The organism is Clostridium sp. UBA5712, assembly GCF_002419845.1.
In the GTDB taxonomy this organism is placed as follows: Bacteria; Bacillota; Clostridia; order Clostridiales; family Clostridiaceae; genus Clostridium_J; species Clostridium_J sulfidigenes.
The window spans coordinates 184,133-200,138 of sequence record NZ_DIGW01000015.1 but is presented as its reverse complement, the minus strand read 5'-3'; the positions used below and the strand labels follow the sequence as shown (position 1 = coordinate 200,138).

At 29.8% G+C, this 16,006-nt stretch carries 23 protein-coding genes and 1 tRNA gene; 7 read left to right on the top strand and 17 right to left on the bottom strand.

What is annotated here, in order from left to right:
* Positions 1–32 precede the first annotated feature (32 nt).
* On the top strand, positions 33–233 hold the full coding sequence (locus B3B03_RS13610; RefSeq protein ID WP_346877591.1) for a KTSC domain-containing protein: 201 nt from the start codon (positions 33–35) through the stop codon (positions 231–233).
* 24 nt (positions 234–257) lie between these two features.
* Here the strand turns inward: B3B03_RS13610 and B3B03_RS13605 are convergent, their stop codons facing one another.
* From B3B03_RS13605 to B3B03_RS13540, 14 genes are all read right to left on the bottom strand, one after another.
* A complete protein-coding gene (locus tag B3B03_RS13605) occupies positions 258–419 on the bottom strand; it encodes a hypothetical protein (protein WP_346877590.1) in 162 nt (53 codons plus the stop codon).
* Between the two features lie 358 nt (positions 420–777).
* Positions 778–1,350: a recombinase family protein gene (locus B3B03_RS13600; RefSeq protein WP_346877589.1), complete on the bottom strand. Its 573-nt coding sequence runs from the start codon at positions 1,348–1,350 to the stop codon at positions 778–780.
* Between the two features lie 992 nt (positions 1,351–2,342).
* Positions 2,343–2,585, bottom strand: coding sequence for a hypothetical protein (locus B3B03_RS13595; protein ID WP_346877588.1), 243 nt, complete (start codon positions 2,583–2,585; stop codon positions 2,343–2,345).
* A 61-nt stretch (positions 2,586–2,646) separates the two neighbouring features.
* The gene (locus B3B03_RS13590; protein WP_346877587.1) at positions 2,647–3,450 is read right to left on the bottom strand and encodes a hypothetical protein; all 804 of its coding nucleotides are present in this window, start codon (positions 3,448–3,450) and stop codon (positions 2,647–2,649) included.
* Between the two features lie 149 nt (positions 3,451–3,599).
* Positions 3,600–3,737 (bottom strand): hypothetical protein, encoded by a 138-nt coding sequence (locus B3B03_RS13585; protein ID WP_346877586.1) that lies wholly within the window; start codon positions 3,735–3,737, stop codon positions 3,600–3,602.
* Between the two features lie 37 nt (positions 3,738–3,774).
* The gene (locus B3B03_RS13580; protein WP_346877585.1) at positions 3,775–4,065 is read right to left on the bottom strand and encodes a transcription factor; all 291 of its coding nucleotides are present in this window, start codon (positions 4,063–4,065) and stop codon (positions 3,775–3,777) included.
* A gap of 63 nt (positions 4,066–4,128) precedes the next feature.
* Complete coding sequence (locus B3B03_RS13575; RefSeq protein ID WP_346877584.1) at positions 4,129–4,677, bottom strand: hypothetical protein; 549 nt, start codon at positions 4,675–4,677, stop codon at positions 4,129–4,131.
* Positions 4,678–4,740: 63 nt separating this feature from the next.
* The gene (locus B3B03_RS13570) at positions 4,741–4,884 is read right to left on the bottom strand and encodes a hypothetical protein (protein WP_346877583.1); all 144 of its coding nucleotides are present in this window, start codon (positions 4,882–4,884) and stop codon (positions 4,741–4,743) included.
* Between the two features lie 10 nt (positions 4,885–4,894).
* Positions 4,895–5,212, bottom strand: a complete 318-nt coding sequence (locus tag B3B03_RS13565; protein ID WP_346877582.1) for a hypothetical protein — start codon at positions 5,210–5,212, stop codon at positions 4,895–4,897.
* Between the two features lie 146 nt (positions 5,213–5,358).
* Positions 5,359–5,652: a hypothetical protein gene (locus tag B3B03_RS13560; RefSeq protein WP_346877581.1), complete on the bottom strand. Its 294-nt coding sequence runs from the start codon at positions 5,650–5,652 to the stop codon at positions 5,359–5,361.
* 16 nt (positions 5,653–5,668) lie between these two features.
* The gene (locus B3B03_RS13555) at positions 5,669–6,985 is read right to left on the bottom strand and encodes a replicative DNA helicase (protein WP_346877580.1); all 1,317 of its coding nucleotides are present in this window, start codon (positions 6,983–6,985) and stop codon (positions 5,669–5,671) included.
* 15 nt (positions 6,986–7,000) lie between these two features.
* Positions 7,001–7,720 carry a hypothetical protein gene (locus B3B03_RS13550; protein ID WP_346877579.1) on the bottom strand — a complete coding sequence of 240 codons (720 nt, stop codon included), beginning with the start codon at positions 7,718–7,720 and terminating at the stop codon, positions 7,001–7,003.
* 188 nt (positions 7,721–7,908) lie between these two features.
* A complete protein-coding gene (locus tag B3B03_RS13545) occupies positions 7,909–8,139 on the bottom strand; it encodes a hypothetical protein (RefSeq protein ID WP_346877578.1) in 231 nt (76 codons plus the stop codon).
* Between the two features lie 242 nt (positions 8,140–8,381).
* A complete protein-coding gene (locus B3B03_RS13540) occupies positions 8,382–8,576 on the bottom strand; it encodes a helix-turn-helix transcriptional regulator (RefSeq protein ID WP_346877577.1) in 195 nt (64 codons plus the stop codon).
* Positions 8,577–8,732: 156 nt separating this feature from the next.
* Between B3B03_RS13540 and B3B03_RS13535 the strand changes: the two genes are divergently transcribed.
* Together B3B03_RS13535 and B3B03_RS13530 are read left to right on the top strand one after the other, a co-directional pair.
* Complete coding sequence (locus B3B03_RS13535) at positions 8,733–9,386, top strand: helix-turn-helix transcriptional regulator (RefSeq protein ID WP_346877576.1); 654 nt, start codon at positions 8,733–8,735, stop codon at positions 9,384–9,386.
* A gap of 313 nt (positions 9,387–9,699) precedes the next feature.
* Positions 9,700–10,953: a site-specific integrase gene (locus B3B03_RS13530; protein WP_346877575.1), complete on the top strand. Its 1,254-nt coding sequence runs from the start codon at positions 9,700–9,702 to the stop codon at positions 10,951–10,953.
* A 147-nt stretch (positions 10,954–11,100) separates the two neighbouring features.
* Here the strand turns inward: B3B03_RS13530 and B3B03_RS13525 are convergent.
* From B3B03_RS13525 to B3B03_RS13515, 3 genes are all read right to left on the bottom strand, one after another.
* Positions 11,101–11,176, bottom strand: a tRNA-Trp gene (locus tag B3B03_RS13525).
* Between the two features lie 83 nt (positions 11,177–11,259).
* Complete coding sequence (locus B3B03_RS13520; protein WP_346847427.1) at positions 11,260–11,820, bottom strand: DUF3867 domain-containing protein; 561 nt, start codon at positions 11,818–11,820, stop codon at positions 11,260–11,262.
* Positions 11,821–12,110: 290 nt separating this feature from the next.
* On the bottom strand, positions 12,111–12,731 hold the full coding sequence (locus B3B03_RS13515) for a CBS domain-containing protein (protein WP_035129736.1): 621 nt from the start codon (positions 12,729–12,731) through the stop codon (positions 12,111–12,113).
* Between the two features lie 270 nt (positions 12,732–13,001).
* On the opposite strand from B3B03_RS13515, the gene B3B03_RS13510 reads away from it, so the two are divergent.
* The 4 genes from B3B03_RS13510 to rimI all read left to right on the top strand — a co-directional run bounded on the left by B3B03_RS13510 (position 13,002) and on the right by rimI (position 15,951).
* The gene (locus B3B03_RS13510) at positions 13,002–14,255 is read left to right on the top strand and encodes an HD-GYP domain-containing protein (protein ID WP_346847024.1); all 1,254 of its coding nucleotides are present in this window, start codon (positions 13,002–13,004) and stop codon (positions 14,253–14,255) included.
* A 94-nt stretch (positions 14,256–14,349) separates the two neighbouring features.
* Positions 14,350–14,808, top strand: a complete 459-nt coding sequence (gene tsaE, locus B3B03_RS13505; protein WP_346847023.1) for a tRNA (adenosine(37)-N6)-threonylcarbamoyltransferase complex ATPase subunit type 1 TsaE — start codon at positions 14,350–14,352, stop codon at positions 14,806–14,808.
* Positions 14,805–15,512 carry a tRNA (adenosine(37)-N6)-threonylcarbamoyltransferase complex dimerization subunit type 1 TsaB gene (gene tsaB / locus B3B03_RS13500; protein WP_346847022.1) on the top strand — a complete coding sequence of 236 codons (708 nt, stop codon included), beginning with the start codon at positions 14,805–14,807 and terminating at the stop codon, positions 15,510–15,512. Before tsaE ends, tsaB begins: the two co-directional genes overlap by 4 nt.
* Positions 15,505–15,951 carry a ribosomal protein S18-alanine N-acetyltransferase gene (rimI, locus tag B3B03_RS13495; RefSeq protein ID WP_346847021.1) on the top strand — a complete coding sequence of 149 codons (447 nt, stop codon included), beginning with the start codon at positions 15,505–15,507 and terminating at the stop codon, positions 15,949–15,951. Before tsaB ends, rimI begins: the two co-directional genes overlap by 8 nt.
* Positions 15,952–16,006 lie beyond the last annotated feature (55 nt).

Sequence of the window (16,006 nt, the reverse complement as noted above, 5' to 3'; positions counted from 1 at the left end):
TGTTAAAATGTTACTGAAAGGGGGTATTTTTTATGAATATGGTATCAGTATCATCAAGTCGTATGAATGCTGTTGGTTGGGAAAACAATACATTGTACGTTAGATTTAAAAATGGACAAGTCTATGCTTATGAAAATGTTTCTAAATCTGAGTATGAAAGCTTTACGAATTCTTCTTCTCTTGGATCTGCTTTATCACAACTTGATAAAGTTCATCCATATCATCCAATTTAATCTTAATTGGTGACTAAGCAACAATTAGTCACCAATTTCTACCGGTATTCCTACTTCATCTCTAACTAACTTAATTTGAGAATCTGCAATAACTACAGTACAATGTGGATCGTAATATTTTTTCAAATAATCAACCACAGGACTACATACATTTTCTAGATTTTTAATTTCATCTTGCTTATTCATCTTTCATTCCTCCTTCTTTACATGATAAGGCCCTTTTGTTTTGAAAAAATATTTTTGGTAACCGTGAAATAGCAACCCTCTTTAAATTTAGAATATGCCCCTATCTGGGTTTTAAAAAATACTAGGAAATTTTATGGAGCTAGTGGACGAGGTATGTACAAATCCAAATTTAGAAGGTAGGGGTTCTTTATAAATAAAAAAAAGCTACAGAAAATAAAAAGTATTAAACTCTAAATATTCCCGTAGCCTTATAGCTTTACATTATAAAAATGTGGTACTTATTTATTAACTTTTATAAATCTATTATACCATATAAACGTAGTTATATCAATGGTTACCGACACTTATATATAAAAATTTATCTTCTTTTCTTAACTTCTCTTACTAATGTACTTTTACTTATTCCAGTAATGTCTGCCACTTCTGTGTAACTATTGTCTTTTAGCATTTCAATAGCATTATCTAACTGCTTTTTAGTATACTTCTTAGGTCTACCCTCTGCAAATCCTTCCTTGGTTTTTGCTATGGCCTTACCATTTTGAGTACGTTCTATAATTGTATTACGTTCCATCTCTGCAACTGCTAATAAGGTTGTTAAAAAGAACTTACCCATTGTTGTATTCTCTAATAACCCTACATTTAATACATGTACTGATATACCTCTATCAAATAACCCTTGAACTATTTCTATCCCCTCAACTGTATTACGTGCTAACCTATCAAGCTTACATACAACTAACGTATCTCCGGAACTTAAACCACTAATAACTTTATCAAATATAGGTCTATGTGTTGTAGTCCCCGTATACTGTTCTTTATATATGGTTGCATTCTCATATTTGTTTATTATCTCTTGTTGTTGCTGCTCCAATGAATTATTATCTAATTGACCTCTACTTGACACCCTTGTATAGCCTATTATTTTACCCATAATTTCACCCCTCTTTTCAGCCTACTTATGACTATAAGTTTTGACTACGCTCTATACATTGATTTTACGTCATAATTTTACCGTAGTCAATACTGTTAAGTTATGAACATGATTTATTTTTATTCCACTGCATCTTTAATAAATAATTCTTCAAAGTACAATCATATATAAGTATAATATAGCTTTATTTTCTCCATATTGCCCATTTAAACGTATTTTAATTATAGTTTTGAGTAAATACTCATTTTAATATTAAAACCCCTTAAAATCGATTTTAGAGTTATTTAAAGTTGTATTGCTACTTAAGTTATGTACTGAAATAGTAAACTAATGTTTTTAGACTATAAAAGGCTACCCATGATTAGTGAGTAACCTTGCAGTATTGTTATAACATCTACACAGTGCCATGATTTATCCATTCTCTATTTTATCGAGTCAACATAGGCTCTTTTTACCGATGAACTAATATCCTGTTACCCAACGTACTTTTTATCGAGTTTACATAGAGCACTTCCACCTTTGTTGTATTACTCTTTTTATCGTGTCAATATATTCTACCTTCACGAGTCTATACATCCTTTTATCGAGTTTATCAACTCAGCTATTGCAGTTCTTGTCATTAAAAACATAGGTTGTTTACGGTTTTGAGTATTTAAATACGTCGACTCGGCGAAATTGCCGACTCTGAATTCTTTACTACAATCAAGTTCTCTTAATATCCCTCAATACCCTGGCATGTCATTCCACCTTAAGTTTAGTTTGCAATGGATATTTAGTGTTTTTAAAAAGTGTATGCATCTTTCCACATGTCAGCCTACACTCACACATTGATTTTGCTTAATTCTTAATTTACTTTACCACTTTACAACTGTACAGTATTGCATTAATAACTTTACACTTCTAGACACTTTCCAGACACTAGTACCCTATTATTAATAGCCCTACTCTGATAATTGATTTATAAATCCTAAATATTTATTCAAATCACTATGTTATTTACTCCATGCTAAAATACCAATCCAGTAAAAGCATAAAATCAACTCTAAAAACAGTACATTTACGAGATGATATATATATTTTATTTTATTTTTATTTTTCTTTTCTTTTTGTGGTTCAATTTTTATACCTAGTGTAGAGTCAATTTTTATACCTAGTGTAGGTTCAAATTTTGCGCTAGGTATATTTATTGAACTAGATATAATTTTTGCACCTAGTTTCACACCCTCCACATTCATAAGTACCTCCATTTATTAGGGGTACTTAATTTTTAATATTTGACTATAAGTTTTGACTATGCTACATTCCCCATTTTTCCTTAAGATTATTTAAGAATTTCATACACTCTCCACCATCTTTAGCAGTATCCGGGTGAAGCTTCATAGCTGCAGCTTTATATATTTTCTTTAGATATGCTTTTTCTTCTTCCGTGTAGGTACTGGTACTAGTTTTGAAGTAACCACTAAAATCATAATTATCGTAGTTACTTTTGTAATTTTCATAGTACCTACGTTGATACTCTCTTTTTTGTTTATACTGTTCCTTTATCTCTTGAAGCTTTTTCTCATTTCTAACTTGTCCAAACACATCATAGCAATAATCATAGGTATTATCTCCATATACCGATTCAAAGGCATTCTTAGTCTTGTTATACTTGTCTATAATGGCTCTATGCTCTTGATGTACCTTGTATTCCTCTGTAGCTTCATATTCCGTTGTAACTCTATCAATAATAGGTTGAAACTTCACATATACCATATCCCATAATTTATCTTCATCTATTCCCATTTCTTCAAGCTTAGTATTCAAAGTACTTCTGATAATACAATCTCCTGGCCAACACTCTAATATACTGTAATAGCCAATAGTACATATTACCCATTGTTTCTTTTTAACCTTACCATTATCCCTATAACTGTGATGTATACTTATCTTATAAGCTTTTTTAATAGGCCTTTCAAACCTTCCACCTGTGTAACTATAGCAATATTTCGTTTTAGTTTCATCACCTATGGTCCAGGTACTTTCATATACTTCAATCCCTTTATATCCTCCAACCATATCTTCCTTCTTAAGATCTACCTCTTGAATTACACAATACATATAATCCCCCCTTTGTAGTTACTACAAGTATTAACTTAGTAACCACATGATTATTAAAAATAAAGGGGAACTATCACATTCCCCTTTTAATCTCGCAACTGTTTTTTATAAAAGTTATTGGTGCTTTAAATTTATTTTACACACTTCTTTTAAATTAAGACTTTTTTATTTCCTAGAATAACATCAGCCGCTTCTTTTCTATTATCTCCACCAATACAAACATTAGTTATAAATATTTTCTTTCTCCCGTTCACAATTACTACGCTATAAGTTTTCAATTTTTCCATTTCACTCCTCCTAATTTGACTGTTTATTTTTGCTTTTTTATCCCAATAAAACTTTGATATTGGTTAACTTGTCTCTAAGAACTGAAACTTCCTTTTCCAACTCTTCGATTTTTCTTTCTAATCTTCTTCTCTCTAGTGGTGATAATGGATTAATTTCTTTCAAGGTTTCGATTTTAAGTACTTCCTCCATGTAGTAACGTGGTACTTTAATATTTGGATTTCTAGTTAAAACGCCATCATTTTCATAACTTATAATTGTATTAGGACTATCAAAATCCCATCTTTCGGCTAAATTATTTCTACTTATTAAGGTTTTCTCATTTTCCATAGCTATCACCTCGCTTGGTTATTCTTCTGTAAATAATATTAATTACCTTATTTACATTCCCCCTTATTCCACCTCAATATACATACTATAAGGACTATAAGATATTATAGATTTATATTCTTTGGTACCATGTAAGAGTACCCTTGCGACTTCATCACCTGTATTTTCATCATTAATTCCTTCTCTATACAACATTATTATACTATCGCCTTTCCCATTATCCTCAATCCCAACTTCATTGTACATAATATTTACGCCATCAAAACTTAACTCTGCTATTTCTCCACTATCATGAGCTACTTTCATACACTTTACTAAATCACCATATATTTCATAGTGATTATTATTACTATATGGTTCTATCTTTTCTTCGTCTAAATCTATTCCCAGATCATACAAAGTTTCACAAACTTTAAACCATTCACTTTGAATAAAGTCTATTCTATCCTCTGGGGTTTCTGCTCTTTGGGTTCCAGGTATCTCACTACCATCTGAATTAGAGCTCCAAATTTCTCCACCTAATGGTAAATTAACAAATTTATTAAAATCCTTTAAGGCTCTTACCATTTCCTCATTTCCCTTAATTAATATTCCATTATTACTTTTATTCATCTTATATCTCTCCTCTTCTATTTCAATATATATTTTATAATGCTTAGAGCCGAGAATTCGGCTCTACTCCACCTCAATATAAACTCTAGAAAGTTCACCGGATTTATAAGGCTTACTAATAGACTTTATATTACTTCCATCAGATAATTGTTTAATAACTCTAAGCTTGTCCTCTTCTTTTTTATAACTTAATTTAATCTTAACCATGAATACCTCCTTAAATATAATTCCCTACGTGCTCTATATCTTTCAAAAATTGAAGGTTCGTAAGTCCAGACGCCGCCCCAGCCTTAAAGTAAAATATACATAAGTTAGTCCATTCATTTAGCAAAGCATCACTATAATCATTTAACTGCTCTTTATACTCTTCTGGAATACTTTCAAGTAATTGTTTAAATAATTTTCCGGATGCTTCATTAAGTTTAATTTGCTCTTTATCTGTATCCGTAAATTCCCTTTCTCGATACTCTTGTACGTGATTAAACTCATTCTCTATAACATTATTAATTAATTTTGCAATTTCTTCATATTTCATAAAATAAAATCTCCTTTTTACTTGATTTTTAGGAGCTTTTGAGATACCATTAATTTGTGTGTGAGGTGTCTCTCGCTCCTTGGTGATGAATATTGGTAGTGTTCAGCACCTTTTTTATTTAATTTAATCATTTTATAATACATCTGCTACATTTCCATTAAGATGAATAGCATCGTCTTTAGTTCATTATTTCTTTGCTTATCTAGTAATTCTTCATCTTTATAACGATTTGTCATTACTTCAAAATTGAAAACCCTTATTGCAACGCAATCTAGGAACCATTGAAAATCTATTTCTTTGCCTACTGAATACTCTTCAAAGTACTTATTGCAAAATTGTATAAGCATAGCTCCCTTCTTTTCGGTTTCTTTCGCATTAAGTTGCGAATTACACATTATCCTTGCAATATATTCATACACCTTTATTAGATTGTTTTTCATGCTTTACAACTCCTAATCAAATATATTTTTCATCAATAATTTGAGTCTTTTTATAATAATTAAATTCCACAGGTTCAATAGGTGCAGCTCCTCCCCTGTTCTTAGCCACAATAACATTTAATGTACTTGCCTTATCTTTTTCTCCTTCACCTTCTTCTGTATGAAGTAATAACACAATGTTAGAATCTTGCTCTATATTACCTGTTTCTCTAAGGTCTGACATAATCGGTTTTTTATCTGCCCTTGACTCTATAGCTCTATTAAGTTGTGCCAGGCATATAACTGCAATATCTAATTTTTTAGATAAACCTCTAAGCTTATTTGATATAATATTAAATTTAATTCTTTCATCTCTATAGCTTTCCTCTGTATCTAGTAAAGTTAAATAGTCTACCACTACAACGTCAAGTCCTTGCTTGTGTTTTTTTGATATGCATTGTCTTATTAGTTCTTCAACCTTTAAACTTTCAGTATCATTAATTTCAATATTTAATTTGCTTAATTCATTCATTGAGTCCATAACTCTCTTAAATTCTTCTTGATTTAAGGATCCATTTTTAATTTTATAACTATTCATACAACACATATTGCTTATTAATCTTTGTCCTAACTCTTCTTTTGGCATTTCTAAGCTAAAATATAAAACCTTATTTTTCTTACCTAACCTTTTTGCTAACTCTAAAGAAAATGTAGTTTTCCCCGTTGCGGGTCTAGCTCCGATTATTATATATTTTTTCTTTTCAATACCGTTTAGGATTCCATCAAGCTTTTTATAGCCTGTAGGCATACCAATGAGCTTACCACCTTGTTTATAGCTAGTTTCTATTAAATCTAAAGTTGACATCATAACATCACTTATTGAATTTATGGACTTGTCCATTGTTTCGACTTCTTCCAGCTTGTTAGTTATATAATTTAAAATAATACTTGGTTCATCACCATTAATTATTTTTTTATTTATTTCCCGTGATATTTCAACACATTTAATTTTATTTGAATTATTTAGAATCTTATTTTGCAAGGTATCAAAACTATTCTTATAGATGTTACCATTACTCATAAGTGTGGTTAATTCTGTTATAGTTAAATTGCCTTTCAATTCCTCAAATAATGCGAATATATCTAGGTCATTTTGCCCTTTGCCTTGTAGCCTATTTTCACTACCAAGCTTTAAAACGGCTTTTAGAATATGTCTATCCTTCTCATTTGTAATGTTTATAGGTTTTATTTTAATGTCATGTATTAACGTTATATCTGCTAATAGTGCTGCAATAAAATTATTTTCTGTTTCCATAATCTCCTTATCTAGCAAAATGTCATAATAATTATTCACGTTTTACTTTCTCCTTTAGCTATATAATTCTTTTAAGTATTCTTCTGTAATTACTTTCTCTTTCGGCTTTTGTTCTTCTGCAACTTTGTAATTGTCGTCTAGGTAGTCAAGATATCGCCCATTCCACCAGGTACTTTCATTTAAGATGAATTGTTTTTCTGCTTTATTATCCTTACATTCCTTTGCATATCTTTCTACACATCTTTTAATTTGTTCTTTACCATAATCTTTTAATATCTTTGGTAATTTCTTATCTCTAGCAGCCTTAATTTTTTTACCTGGATAAAGGCTAATGATTTCTTTTTCAAAATCACTATATATATTATTTTTATCAAGTATTGTATTAGTATTTTTTGTAGGTATATTAGGTACCTTGCTTATTAAATAATGTCTATCTTTATCCTCCACAGGAATAACTTCCTCACTAGGAACTACCTTAGTATTGGTTGTAATTTCTCCACCTACTTTTATGAAATACTTACTTCTTCCACCTTTCCCACTTTCTCTAATTAAAACGCCTTTATCGATTAGAGAATTGAATATCTTATCTAAAGTATTGTTATGTTTTATCCCCGTTAGTTTCTTAATTAATGTTCTGCTTGGGTCTGCATATCCTTTTTCATAATTTACATATCTAAACATAACTAACAGTAACCCTTTTTCCTTTAAGTCAAGTTCTGTATTGTCTATAATAGTGTTATATTGCAACCATCTATAATTCCCATAGTCAACCATTTACATGGTCACCACCTTCTTTACTACCTCTGCACTTATATATAGTCGTCATTATTACCTCTCCTAACTTTTAAGGGCTCTTTTAAAGTATCTTAATCCCTCTAGTGAAGGTTCCTTATTAAACTCAACACAAAGTTCAATATATTTATTTAAAATTTTTATACTCATAATCATCCTCCTTCAATAAATTAATCAATTCCAACCCTTCTTAGTACACCATACTGTTTAAGTGGTTCTGATTGCTTAGTATTCTCCAACGCTTGATTTCTAAGAAATTCTTCACACAATTCAATATCAAAAATATATTTTACTCCTGATTTTAGAAAAGGTACTTTCCCTTCCTTAGCCATTCTTCTTAATTGATATTCTGTAAGGCATAATTCCTCTGCTGCTTGTTTTATATAGGCTTTTCTACCCATAACCTAATCCCCCCTTATTTAATAATGTTTTTCTATAATTTACTAATGTCTAATCTGTTTATACCTATTCATTCTTAGAAGTCTCAGATACTTCTGTTTGTGTCTTTACTCTGTAATGTCAGTCGATTTAATCGACCGAGATTTTGATATGATATTCTTACTGAAATGCGTTCATAATTAATCTGAAATGATTTTAGGTAATATTTTATACCTTTAAAAGTTTCCTTTGCTTAAATAGCTGTTCATTCTTCATTTGAGAAGAATAGTTCTGTTACAGTAGAATTAAGAGCTTCTGCAATTTTAATCATATTACCTTTTGATATACCGTCATAATTACCTTTTTCCAATTTTCCAATAGTTACATGTGATATACCCGTTATTTTTGATAATTGTTTTTGAGTTAACCCCGCTTTAATTCTAGCTATTATTATGTTCATATTTTCACCTCTAAACTAAGTTTATTCTTCCTTTTAAAATTATTATATATCTAAACTGAGTTTATATCAATATCTTTTACTAAACTTAGTTTATTTTTTTAAAATATAGTTTATTTTTTTAAAATATAGTTTATAATTGTAATTAGGAGGTGTCCTATGGATTATTTAGGAAGTAATATTAAATTTTTAAGAAACAACCGCAAGTTATCCCAAGCTGCATTAGGTAAAATGATTGGTGTATCCGGAGCTTATATACAACAAATTGAAAAGGGGTATAAAAAAAATCCATCATTTGCTCTGATATATGATATTTGTGAAATTTTTGATGTTTCCCCAATGGGATTATTAGAAACTGATTTGTCAAATTCTGACTTCTTCGACTTTGCAGAATCTACTGAGCTATCTACTATGCTAAGAAATTTTTGTCTAAACAAGGATAAAGAGCTAGGAACAGATATATATTTTGATAACCTATTTAAACGACCTAGCGAAACTAGAGAGTATGATTTCAATATAATTCATAGTGATTCTTTACATTTAACAGATATAATAGAAAATAATAAAGATAATGAGATATCTACCATAGTAAGGCAAATTATTGATAATTTATTTTTATCCATTAACAATTTAGCTAAAGATAAAGATATTGAAACATTGAATTCTATATACTCAGTTTACAGAAGTATTTGGAGTCTAATTGTTAACTCTAATGATAAAACAAGTTTAAAAAAATCTTTGGCTTTTTTAGATATAAACATCAAATCATTAATTGAAATGAATTCCAATATTGTATCTAAGGAAAGCAAATAGGAATAATAAAACCTAGTGATTACTGCACTCTACCTCTTAGTAACTACTCTCACCACAATTTTGTGGTCAGTAACATATTCTGAAACAACATACTTGTGGTTTCAAACGTACTATTAAAACTATTCAGAAAAAGGAAAATTGCATTATCAAAATATTATTTATGAGGTTACTACTATTAAGGGCATTGGTGCATCACCTACCCCATAGGCTCCGGACTATAAATCTATAACCTTCAACATGATGTTTACCCTCGACATTATGTCGAACCCCTCCATTTTGGTGGATATGAATTTAATAAAAAGAAGGTGAAAACATGGCAGCTATAGAGAAACGAGGAGAGAACTCCTACAGGCTCACAGTATCATGTGGATATGATAGGAATGGTAAGAAGATAGTTAAACGTAAGACAATAGATTTATCTCATATTAAACACGATAAGCAGATGGAAGAAGCTAATAAACAGTGGATACTACTTAAAAATGAAATAGAAAAGGGTTTGTTCTTAGATACTGATAAAGTAACTTTTGAGGATTTTATCGAGAAGTGGCTAAAAGATTATGCAGAACATGAGTTAGCACCCAAAACATTATATAGATATAAAGAATTATTGAATACACGTATTATTCCAGCCTTAGGACATCTAAAGCTTAATAAACTTCAACCTACTCATTTAACAGAGTTCTATAATAACCTACGTGAAGATGGTATTCGTACGGATAAAAAGCCTGGAGGGTTATCAGAGAGGACTATTCTACATCATCATAGATTAATATCAAGTATTCTTACTTGTGCCGTACAATGGCAATTCCTATTAAATAATCCAGCTTCAAGAGTAAAACCCCCAAAGGTAGAAAAAAAAGAAGCTAAACATTTCAATATAGAGCAAACGGAATACATACTTGAACTTATGGAGAATGAACCAATCAAATATAGAACTATGATAACATTAGCCATTTATGGCGGAATGAGAATGGGTGAATTAACCGCTTTAGAGTGGCAAGATATAGACTTTGACACTGGTCTTTTAAGAATAAATAAATCATTGCAGCATTTAAAAGGTAAAGGTACTTTTGTTAAATCCACTAAAAATGAAACTAGTAATAGGATTATTTCACTTCCTGGATCTGCTATAACTCTTTTAAGAGAATATAAGTTTTGGCAGAATTGTGAAAAGGCTAATTTAGGTGACTTATGGAATGATGAATATACGAATATATTTACTACACTTGACGGTAAACCTATGTTTCCAAGTACCATAAGTAAATGGTTCAATAAGTTCATTAAAAGGCATAATGAAGCTATTATGAGTGATGACACCATATCTAAAGAAGATAAGAAGAAATATATATTAGATAATGTTAATTTTCATGGATTAAGACATACAAGTGCTACCTTACTAATTAACCAAGGTGTAGATGTAACTACAGTTAGTAAAAGGTTAGGTCATGCTAGAACTTCAACTACTACGGATATATATTCACATAGCTTAAAAAAGGCGGACACTGAAGCAGCTGATAAGCTTGAAAATCTTTTTAATAAAAATATCAAAAATAAAAAGCAAGGCTAAATACCTTGCTTTCTTGTTGTAATTTATAGTATTTAATATTAACTTTTTAATCTAGTAGTACCCAAATAGTACCCATTTCTTAGTTAGTACCCAATTTTACTGAAAAATAAAAAACCAGCAAATCGTTGAATTTACTGGCTTTCCTTATGGCAGGGGCACGAGGACTTGAACCCGGAACCAACGGTTTTGGAGACCGCTACTCTACCAATTGAGCTATACCCCTTCGTTACTCGTTTATTATATTATATAATAAACATAAATGCAAGAGGTTTTATATAAATTATTCAACATATTCTTAAGTCAATACTAGTATAAATAAGTGGAAGTATTCTCACATATTGAAATATTTAGCATCTTATTATTCATTACCTTTTTATAGGAACATAAAAATTCATTTAACTCATTATCAGTTAAATCTATTTTCCCAAAACTTTTTAATATAACATTCTCATCTTGAAGCATTATCTCTAAATCATTCTTGTCATTCTTAATGCTATATGAAGTTACACTTTTTACTTTAAGCTTCCCTTTATACTTTTCTTGAAACCCAACCATTTTTCTTGCATCTTCATACTCAATACCTAATCCACTTAGAGGATTTTCTACACCCATAGACTTCATTTGGCTTTCTACATCTTCAGTAGAAATTCCATACCTCTCCATGACCTTATTCTGGATATTCATAAATTTCTCTTGAGATATATTATTTTCCTTCATATACTTAAATATTTCTCTGCTCATTTCCGCCATAGATAACTTCCCTTGAGCCATTGAATAATACATAGAATATATGTAATCCTCAAATTTGTCTACATCTTTATCTGTAGCCTTATTTTTCAGTTCATTAAAATCTATTACATCACTAATTTTAACCAGCTCCTTGAATACAATATTTCTTCTATCACATTATTTATTTTATCCCATTAATTTGTATTTTAGTATCTTATTATTTATTAAATATAATTTATAATCACTTTTATTCCCCATAATCATAGAATATGGGAAATAAATTTAAGAAATATGTTTGTAAATTAGTATATTATAAAAGTATTCAAATTACTACTGTATTAATTATGTATTTAAAATATATTAATCTTTTCTTAATATATAGTTATGTACTGTTGAGTATGTAGTTCACCTACATACTCAACGATATGCTACTGTATCTTGAATCCAGCTTCTTTCACCTTCTCAAGAATTTCATCCATATTGTCTGTGCTTAATCTTATTACTATCTCTTTAACTTCTGTTATGCTCTTAGGATCAACAACTACAAAGCTTATAATTTGCCCTTTGTTTTCAGTAATTATTTTTGATAGTTTAGATATTTGTCCAGGTATGTCATAAGCAATTACAGCTAATCGTTTACCTTTATTTAATCCAAACAATTCTGTAAATTGATGAAAAATACCGTGATGTGTTACTATTCCTTGCATTTCTCCATTTTTATTTATTACTGGTACAAAGGAAACACTTTTAGTTTCTAGGAAATGTGCAGCCTCTTCAATTTCATTAAAAGGAGTTATTGATGGTACATCAGTTCTCATTACATTTTCAACTAGAAAATCTGATAGTAAACACTGTCTCTCTATAGATTTTTCATAGTAGTATGTGTATATTTGCTCTTTTGAAATTACTCCACAGAATTTATCTCCTTCTACTACTGGTATGGATAAAAACTTATTTTCTTCCATTACCTTAAGAGCTTCTCCTATGGTTACCTTTGGTGTTACAGTTATTAACTTTTCTCTAGATAACATCAAATTATTTACAAACATAATTTATCCTCCTCTACTTATTTGTTATTCTATATTATACCTTATTTTAGTATACTATGTTAGTATTTTAATATATTTCATTATTAATATATTAAATATATTTTGATTATTGCATCAATTATTACTATTTTACGTATCCAAAATATAATACGTAAAATATATAGATTTGTTTACTTAAATATAAATTTACTTTTACAATATTTAGTACCATTCCACTGCCAAATATGCTAAAATTTTTATATAGATAAATGGTATGCTTTGGAGGACAAAATGAATATTAGTATAAAGAATATAGTTTCTGCTCTATCATTATCCTTGGATCTTACAGACAATGATTGGGGTAAATTTGAGGATGTTATAAACCCAACACATGCTAAAGATATTTCAAATAAGCAATTTTCTAATCATTCTAGATGCACCTCATATATAGCCTTAGAAATTGCTCAAACTATGAAACTAGATGAAAATTCTTACTACAATTTATATATTGCTTGTATGATTCATGATATTGGAACTCAAAATATATTTGATGAGTCTCACACTTCAAAATGGTATATAAAAAAGCATTGCATTGCTGGCTCTGAAATGATTCAACGTATTCCATCCTTAATACAAGTATATGATATAATACGTTATCATCATGAAAATTATGATGGTAGTGGATGCTTAAAATTAAAAAGTTCACTAATTCCTATAGAAGCTCAAATTCTCAGAATAGCTGATTTAATTGAAATCCAGGTAGATTATTCTAAACCTTACCACATCCAAAAGGATATTCTTATTGATTGGGTAAAACTACACAATGAAACTTTATTTTCACCACAGGTTGTAAAAGCTTTTCTCATGGTAGCTGACAAAGAAGAGTTTTGGTTAAACCTTATAAATTTACCTAATATGAATTTCATACTTGATAATATAATACCGGAGAAAGATATTTTTATCTCTCTATCGGAATTTGAAGCAATTGCTGATGTATTTGCAAGCATTATTGATAATAAGAGTTCTTTTACTGCAGAACATTCTAAAGAAATTGCTACTTTAGCTTATAATGTTTCTAAGCATTTAGGCTACACTGAAGAAAAGTGTCTTAAAATGAAAATTGCAGGATTACTTCACGATATTGGAAAATTAGCTATTCCCATCAGTATATTGGACAAAGATGGTCCTTTAACAGAAGAAGAATATTCTATTATCAAATCTCATACCTACTATACTAAATTAATTCTAGATAAAATAGACCACATATCTGATATTAGTTTATGGGCTTCTAGTCATCATGAAAAATTAAATGGTAAAGGCTATCCACGAAGACTTAAGGCTGAGGACCTTAGTGAAGAATGCCGCATTATTGGAGTATGTGATATATATCAATCTTTAACTGCTGATAGACCCTATAGAAAAGGTATGTATATGTACGAAGCATTTAATATATTAGATGATATGGTAAATAGGAACTTAATTTGTGGTAATGCAGTAAGACATTTTAAAAATACTTTAGTATCTCGGGTAGAAAAGAAACCTTAATTTAATTATTATACAGTTATTTAATGAAAAGTAATTTTACTATTTGCTTTTCATTTTTTTTCTTTTAGGCTAAAATATTAATGAGGTGAATCATATGGAATTTATAGTTAGTAATGTTGATGAATTAGATTCCCTAGGTATACAGCTAGGAAAAATGTGTAAAGAAAATGATGTTTTATGCCTTATAGGTGATCTTGGTACTGGTAAGACTCATCTTACCAAAGGAATTGCAAAAGGTCTTGGCATAGATGAATGTATAACTAGTCCTACCTTTACAATTGTTAATGAATATGAAGGTAGATTAAAATTGTATCATTTTGATGTGTATAGAGTAAATGATCCCGATGAGATTGCTGCCATCGGCTTTGATGAATATATATTTGGAAATGGAGTTAGCGTCATTGAATGGGCTAACTATATCGAAGATTTAATACCAGAAGAAAGTTTAACTATAAACATAGCTAAACTTTCAGACTTAGGTGAAACCTATAGAAAGATTACTCTTTCCTATACTAATGATAGATATAATTATATAAAGGAGTTGAAGCTATGAAGATTTTATCCTTAGATTCTGCAACTGAATGTGCAACTGTGGCTATTATTGATAGCGATAAGATATTAGGGGAAACTATTATAAATTATAAAAAGCAACACTCTGTAATTATGATGCCTATGATAGATAACCTTTTAAAAAATTGTGGTTTATCCATATCAGATATAGAAGGCTTTGTAGTTTCTAGCGGCCCTGGTTCTTTTACTGGTCTTAGAATCGGTATGTCCACTATAAAAGGTCTTGTGCAAGCAACTAATAAACCCTTTGTGTCTATAAATTCTTTAGATGGACTTGCAAATAATCTCTTTAATATCCAAGGTATTATTTGTCCTATAATTGATGCGTTGAGGGGTAATGTATATACTAATTTCTATAAATTTGAAAATAATAATTTAGTAGTCTTAGGTGAGCCTGAATTATTATCAATGGAAGACGTAATAAATAAATGCTCAGGATTTAATGAGCCTATTACTTTTATAGGTGATGGTACATCAAAATTTAAGGATGCCATATTAACTTCTCTACCTAATGCTTCCATAGCACCTAGTCATATCAATGTGACAAAGGCATCTTCTATAGGCTACTTAGGCTATCTTAGATTAATAAACAATGAAGGTGATAATGTACTTAGTAGTTCACCTGTATATCTTAGACTTTGCCAAGCCGAGCGTGAATATGAAGAAAAGGTAAAAAATCATGACTGATGTAACCGTTGAAAGAATGAGTTCCCTTAATATATTAGGAGTTAAAGAAATTTCAGACCTAAGCTTCTCAAGCCCTTGGTCTCTCCTATCTATGGAAAAAGAACTAATTAATAAAAACGCTGTCTATATAGTTGTAAAGTTAGGTAATAAAGTTGTAGCCTTCGGTGGAATGTGGGTTGTCTTTGATGAAGGTCATATAACCAATATAGCAGTTCATCCCGACTATAGAAGAAATAATTTTGGAGATGTGGTAGTAGAAAACCTCATTACAATTGCTAAGGATATAAATATTGTTTCTATGACTCTAGAGGTTAGAGCCTCTAATATAGCTGCAATAAATCTTTATAAAAAACACCATTTTTCTGTAGAAGGTATAAGGAAAAACTATTATCAACATCCAAAAGAAGATGGATACATTATGTGGAACCACAACATATAGGTGGTATATATTAAAATTTTAAAGACGATAAAAGAATTTTTCTTTTATCGTCTTT

Coding starts and splice junctions, on each gene's coding strand:
- B3B03_RS13510 (WP_346847024.1), top strand. CDS start 13,002: ATGAATATTAGTATAAAGAATATAGTTTCTGCTCTATCATTATCCTTG.
- B3B03_RS13570 (WP_346877583.1), bottom strand. CDS start 4,884: ATGGTTAAGATTAAATTAAGTTATAAAAAAGAAGAGGACAAGCTTAGA.
- B3B03_RS13580 (WP_346877585.1), bottom strand. CDS start 4,065: ATGGAAAATGAGAAAACCTTAATAAGTAGAAATAATTTAGCCGAAAGA.
- B3B03_RS13560 (WP_346877581.1), bottom strand. CDS start 5,652: ATGAAAAACAATCTAATAAAGGTGTATGAATATATTGCAAGGATAATG.
- B3B03_RS13600 (WP_346877589.1), bottom strand. CDS start 1,350: ATGGGTAAAATAATAGGCTATACAAGGGTGTCAAGTAGAGGTCAATTA.
- B3B03_RS13530 (WP_346877575.1), top strand. CDS start 9,700: ATGGCAGCTATAGAGAAACGAGGAGAGAACTCCTACAGGCTCACAGTA.
- tsaB (WP_346847022.1), top strand. CDS start 14,805: ATGAAGATTTTATCCTTAGATTCTGCAACTGAATGTGCAACTGTGGCT.
- B3B03_RS13590 (WP_346877587.1), bottom strand. CDS start 3,450: ATGTATTGTGTAATTCAAGAGGTAGATCTTAAGAAGGAAGATATGGTT.
- B3B03_RS13575 (WP_346877584.1), bottom strand. CDS start 4,677: ATGAATAAAAGTAATAATGGAATATTAATTAAGGGAAATGAGGAAATG.
- B3B03_RS13585 (WP_346877586.1), bottom strand. CDS start 3,737: ATGGAAAAATTGAAAACTTATAGCGTAGTAATTGTGAACGGGAGAAAG.
- B3B03_RS13550 (WP_346877579.1), bottom strand. CDS start 7,720: ATGGTTGACTATGGGAATTATAGATGGTTGCAATATAACACTATTATA.
- B3B03_RS13595 (WP_346877588.1), bottom strand. CDS start 2,585: ATGAATGTGGAGGGTGTGAAACTAGGTGCAAAAATTATATCTAGTTCA.
- B3B03_RS13565 (WP_346877582.1), bottom strand. CDS start 5,212: ATGAAATATGAAGAAATTGCAAAATTAATTAATAATGTTATAGAGAAT.
- B3B03_RS13610 (WP_346877591.1), top strand. CDS start 33: ATGAATATGGTATCAGTATCATCAAGTCGTATGAATGCTGTTGGTTGG.
- B3B03_RS13540 (WP_346877577.1), bottom strand. CDS start 8,576: ATGAACATAATAATAGCTAGAATTAAAGCGGGGTTAACTCAAAAACAA.
- tsaE (WP_346847023.1), top strand. CDS start 14,350: ATGGAATTTATAGTTAGTAATGTTGATGAATTAGATTCCCTAGGTATA.
- B3B03_RS13515 (WP_035129736.1), bottom strand. CDS start 12,731: ATGTTTGTAAATAATTTGATGTTATCTAGAGAAAAGTTAATAACTGTA.
- rimI (WP_346847021.1), top strand. CDS start 15,505: ATGACTGATGTAACCGTTGAAAGAATGAGTTCCCTTAATATATTAGGA.
- B3B03_RS13535 (WP_346877576.1), top strand. CDS start 8,733: ATGGATTATTTAGGAAGTAATATTAAATTTTTAAGAAACAACCGCAAG.
- B3B03_RS13545 (WP_346877578.1), bottom strand. CDS start 8,139: ATGGGTAGAAAAGCCTATATAAAACAAGCAGCAGAGGAATTATGCCTT.
- B3B03_RS13605 (WP_346877590.1), bottom strand. CDS start 419: ATGAATAAGCAAGATGAAATTAAAAATCTAGAAAATGTATGTAGTCCT.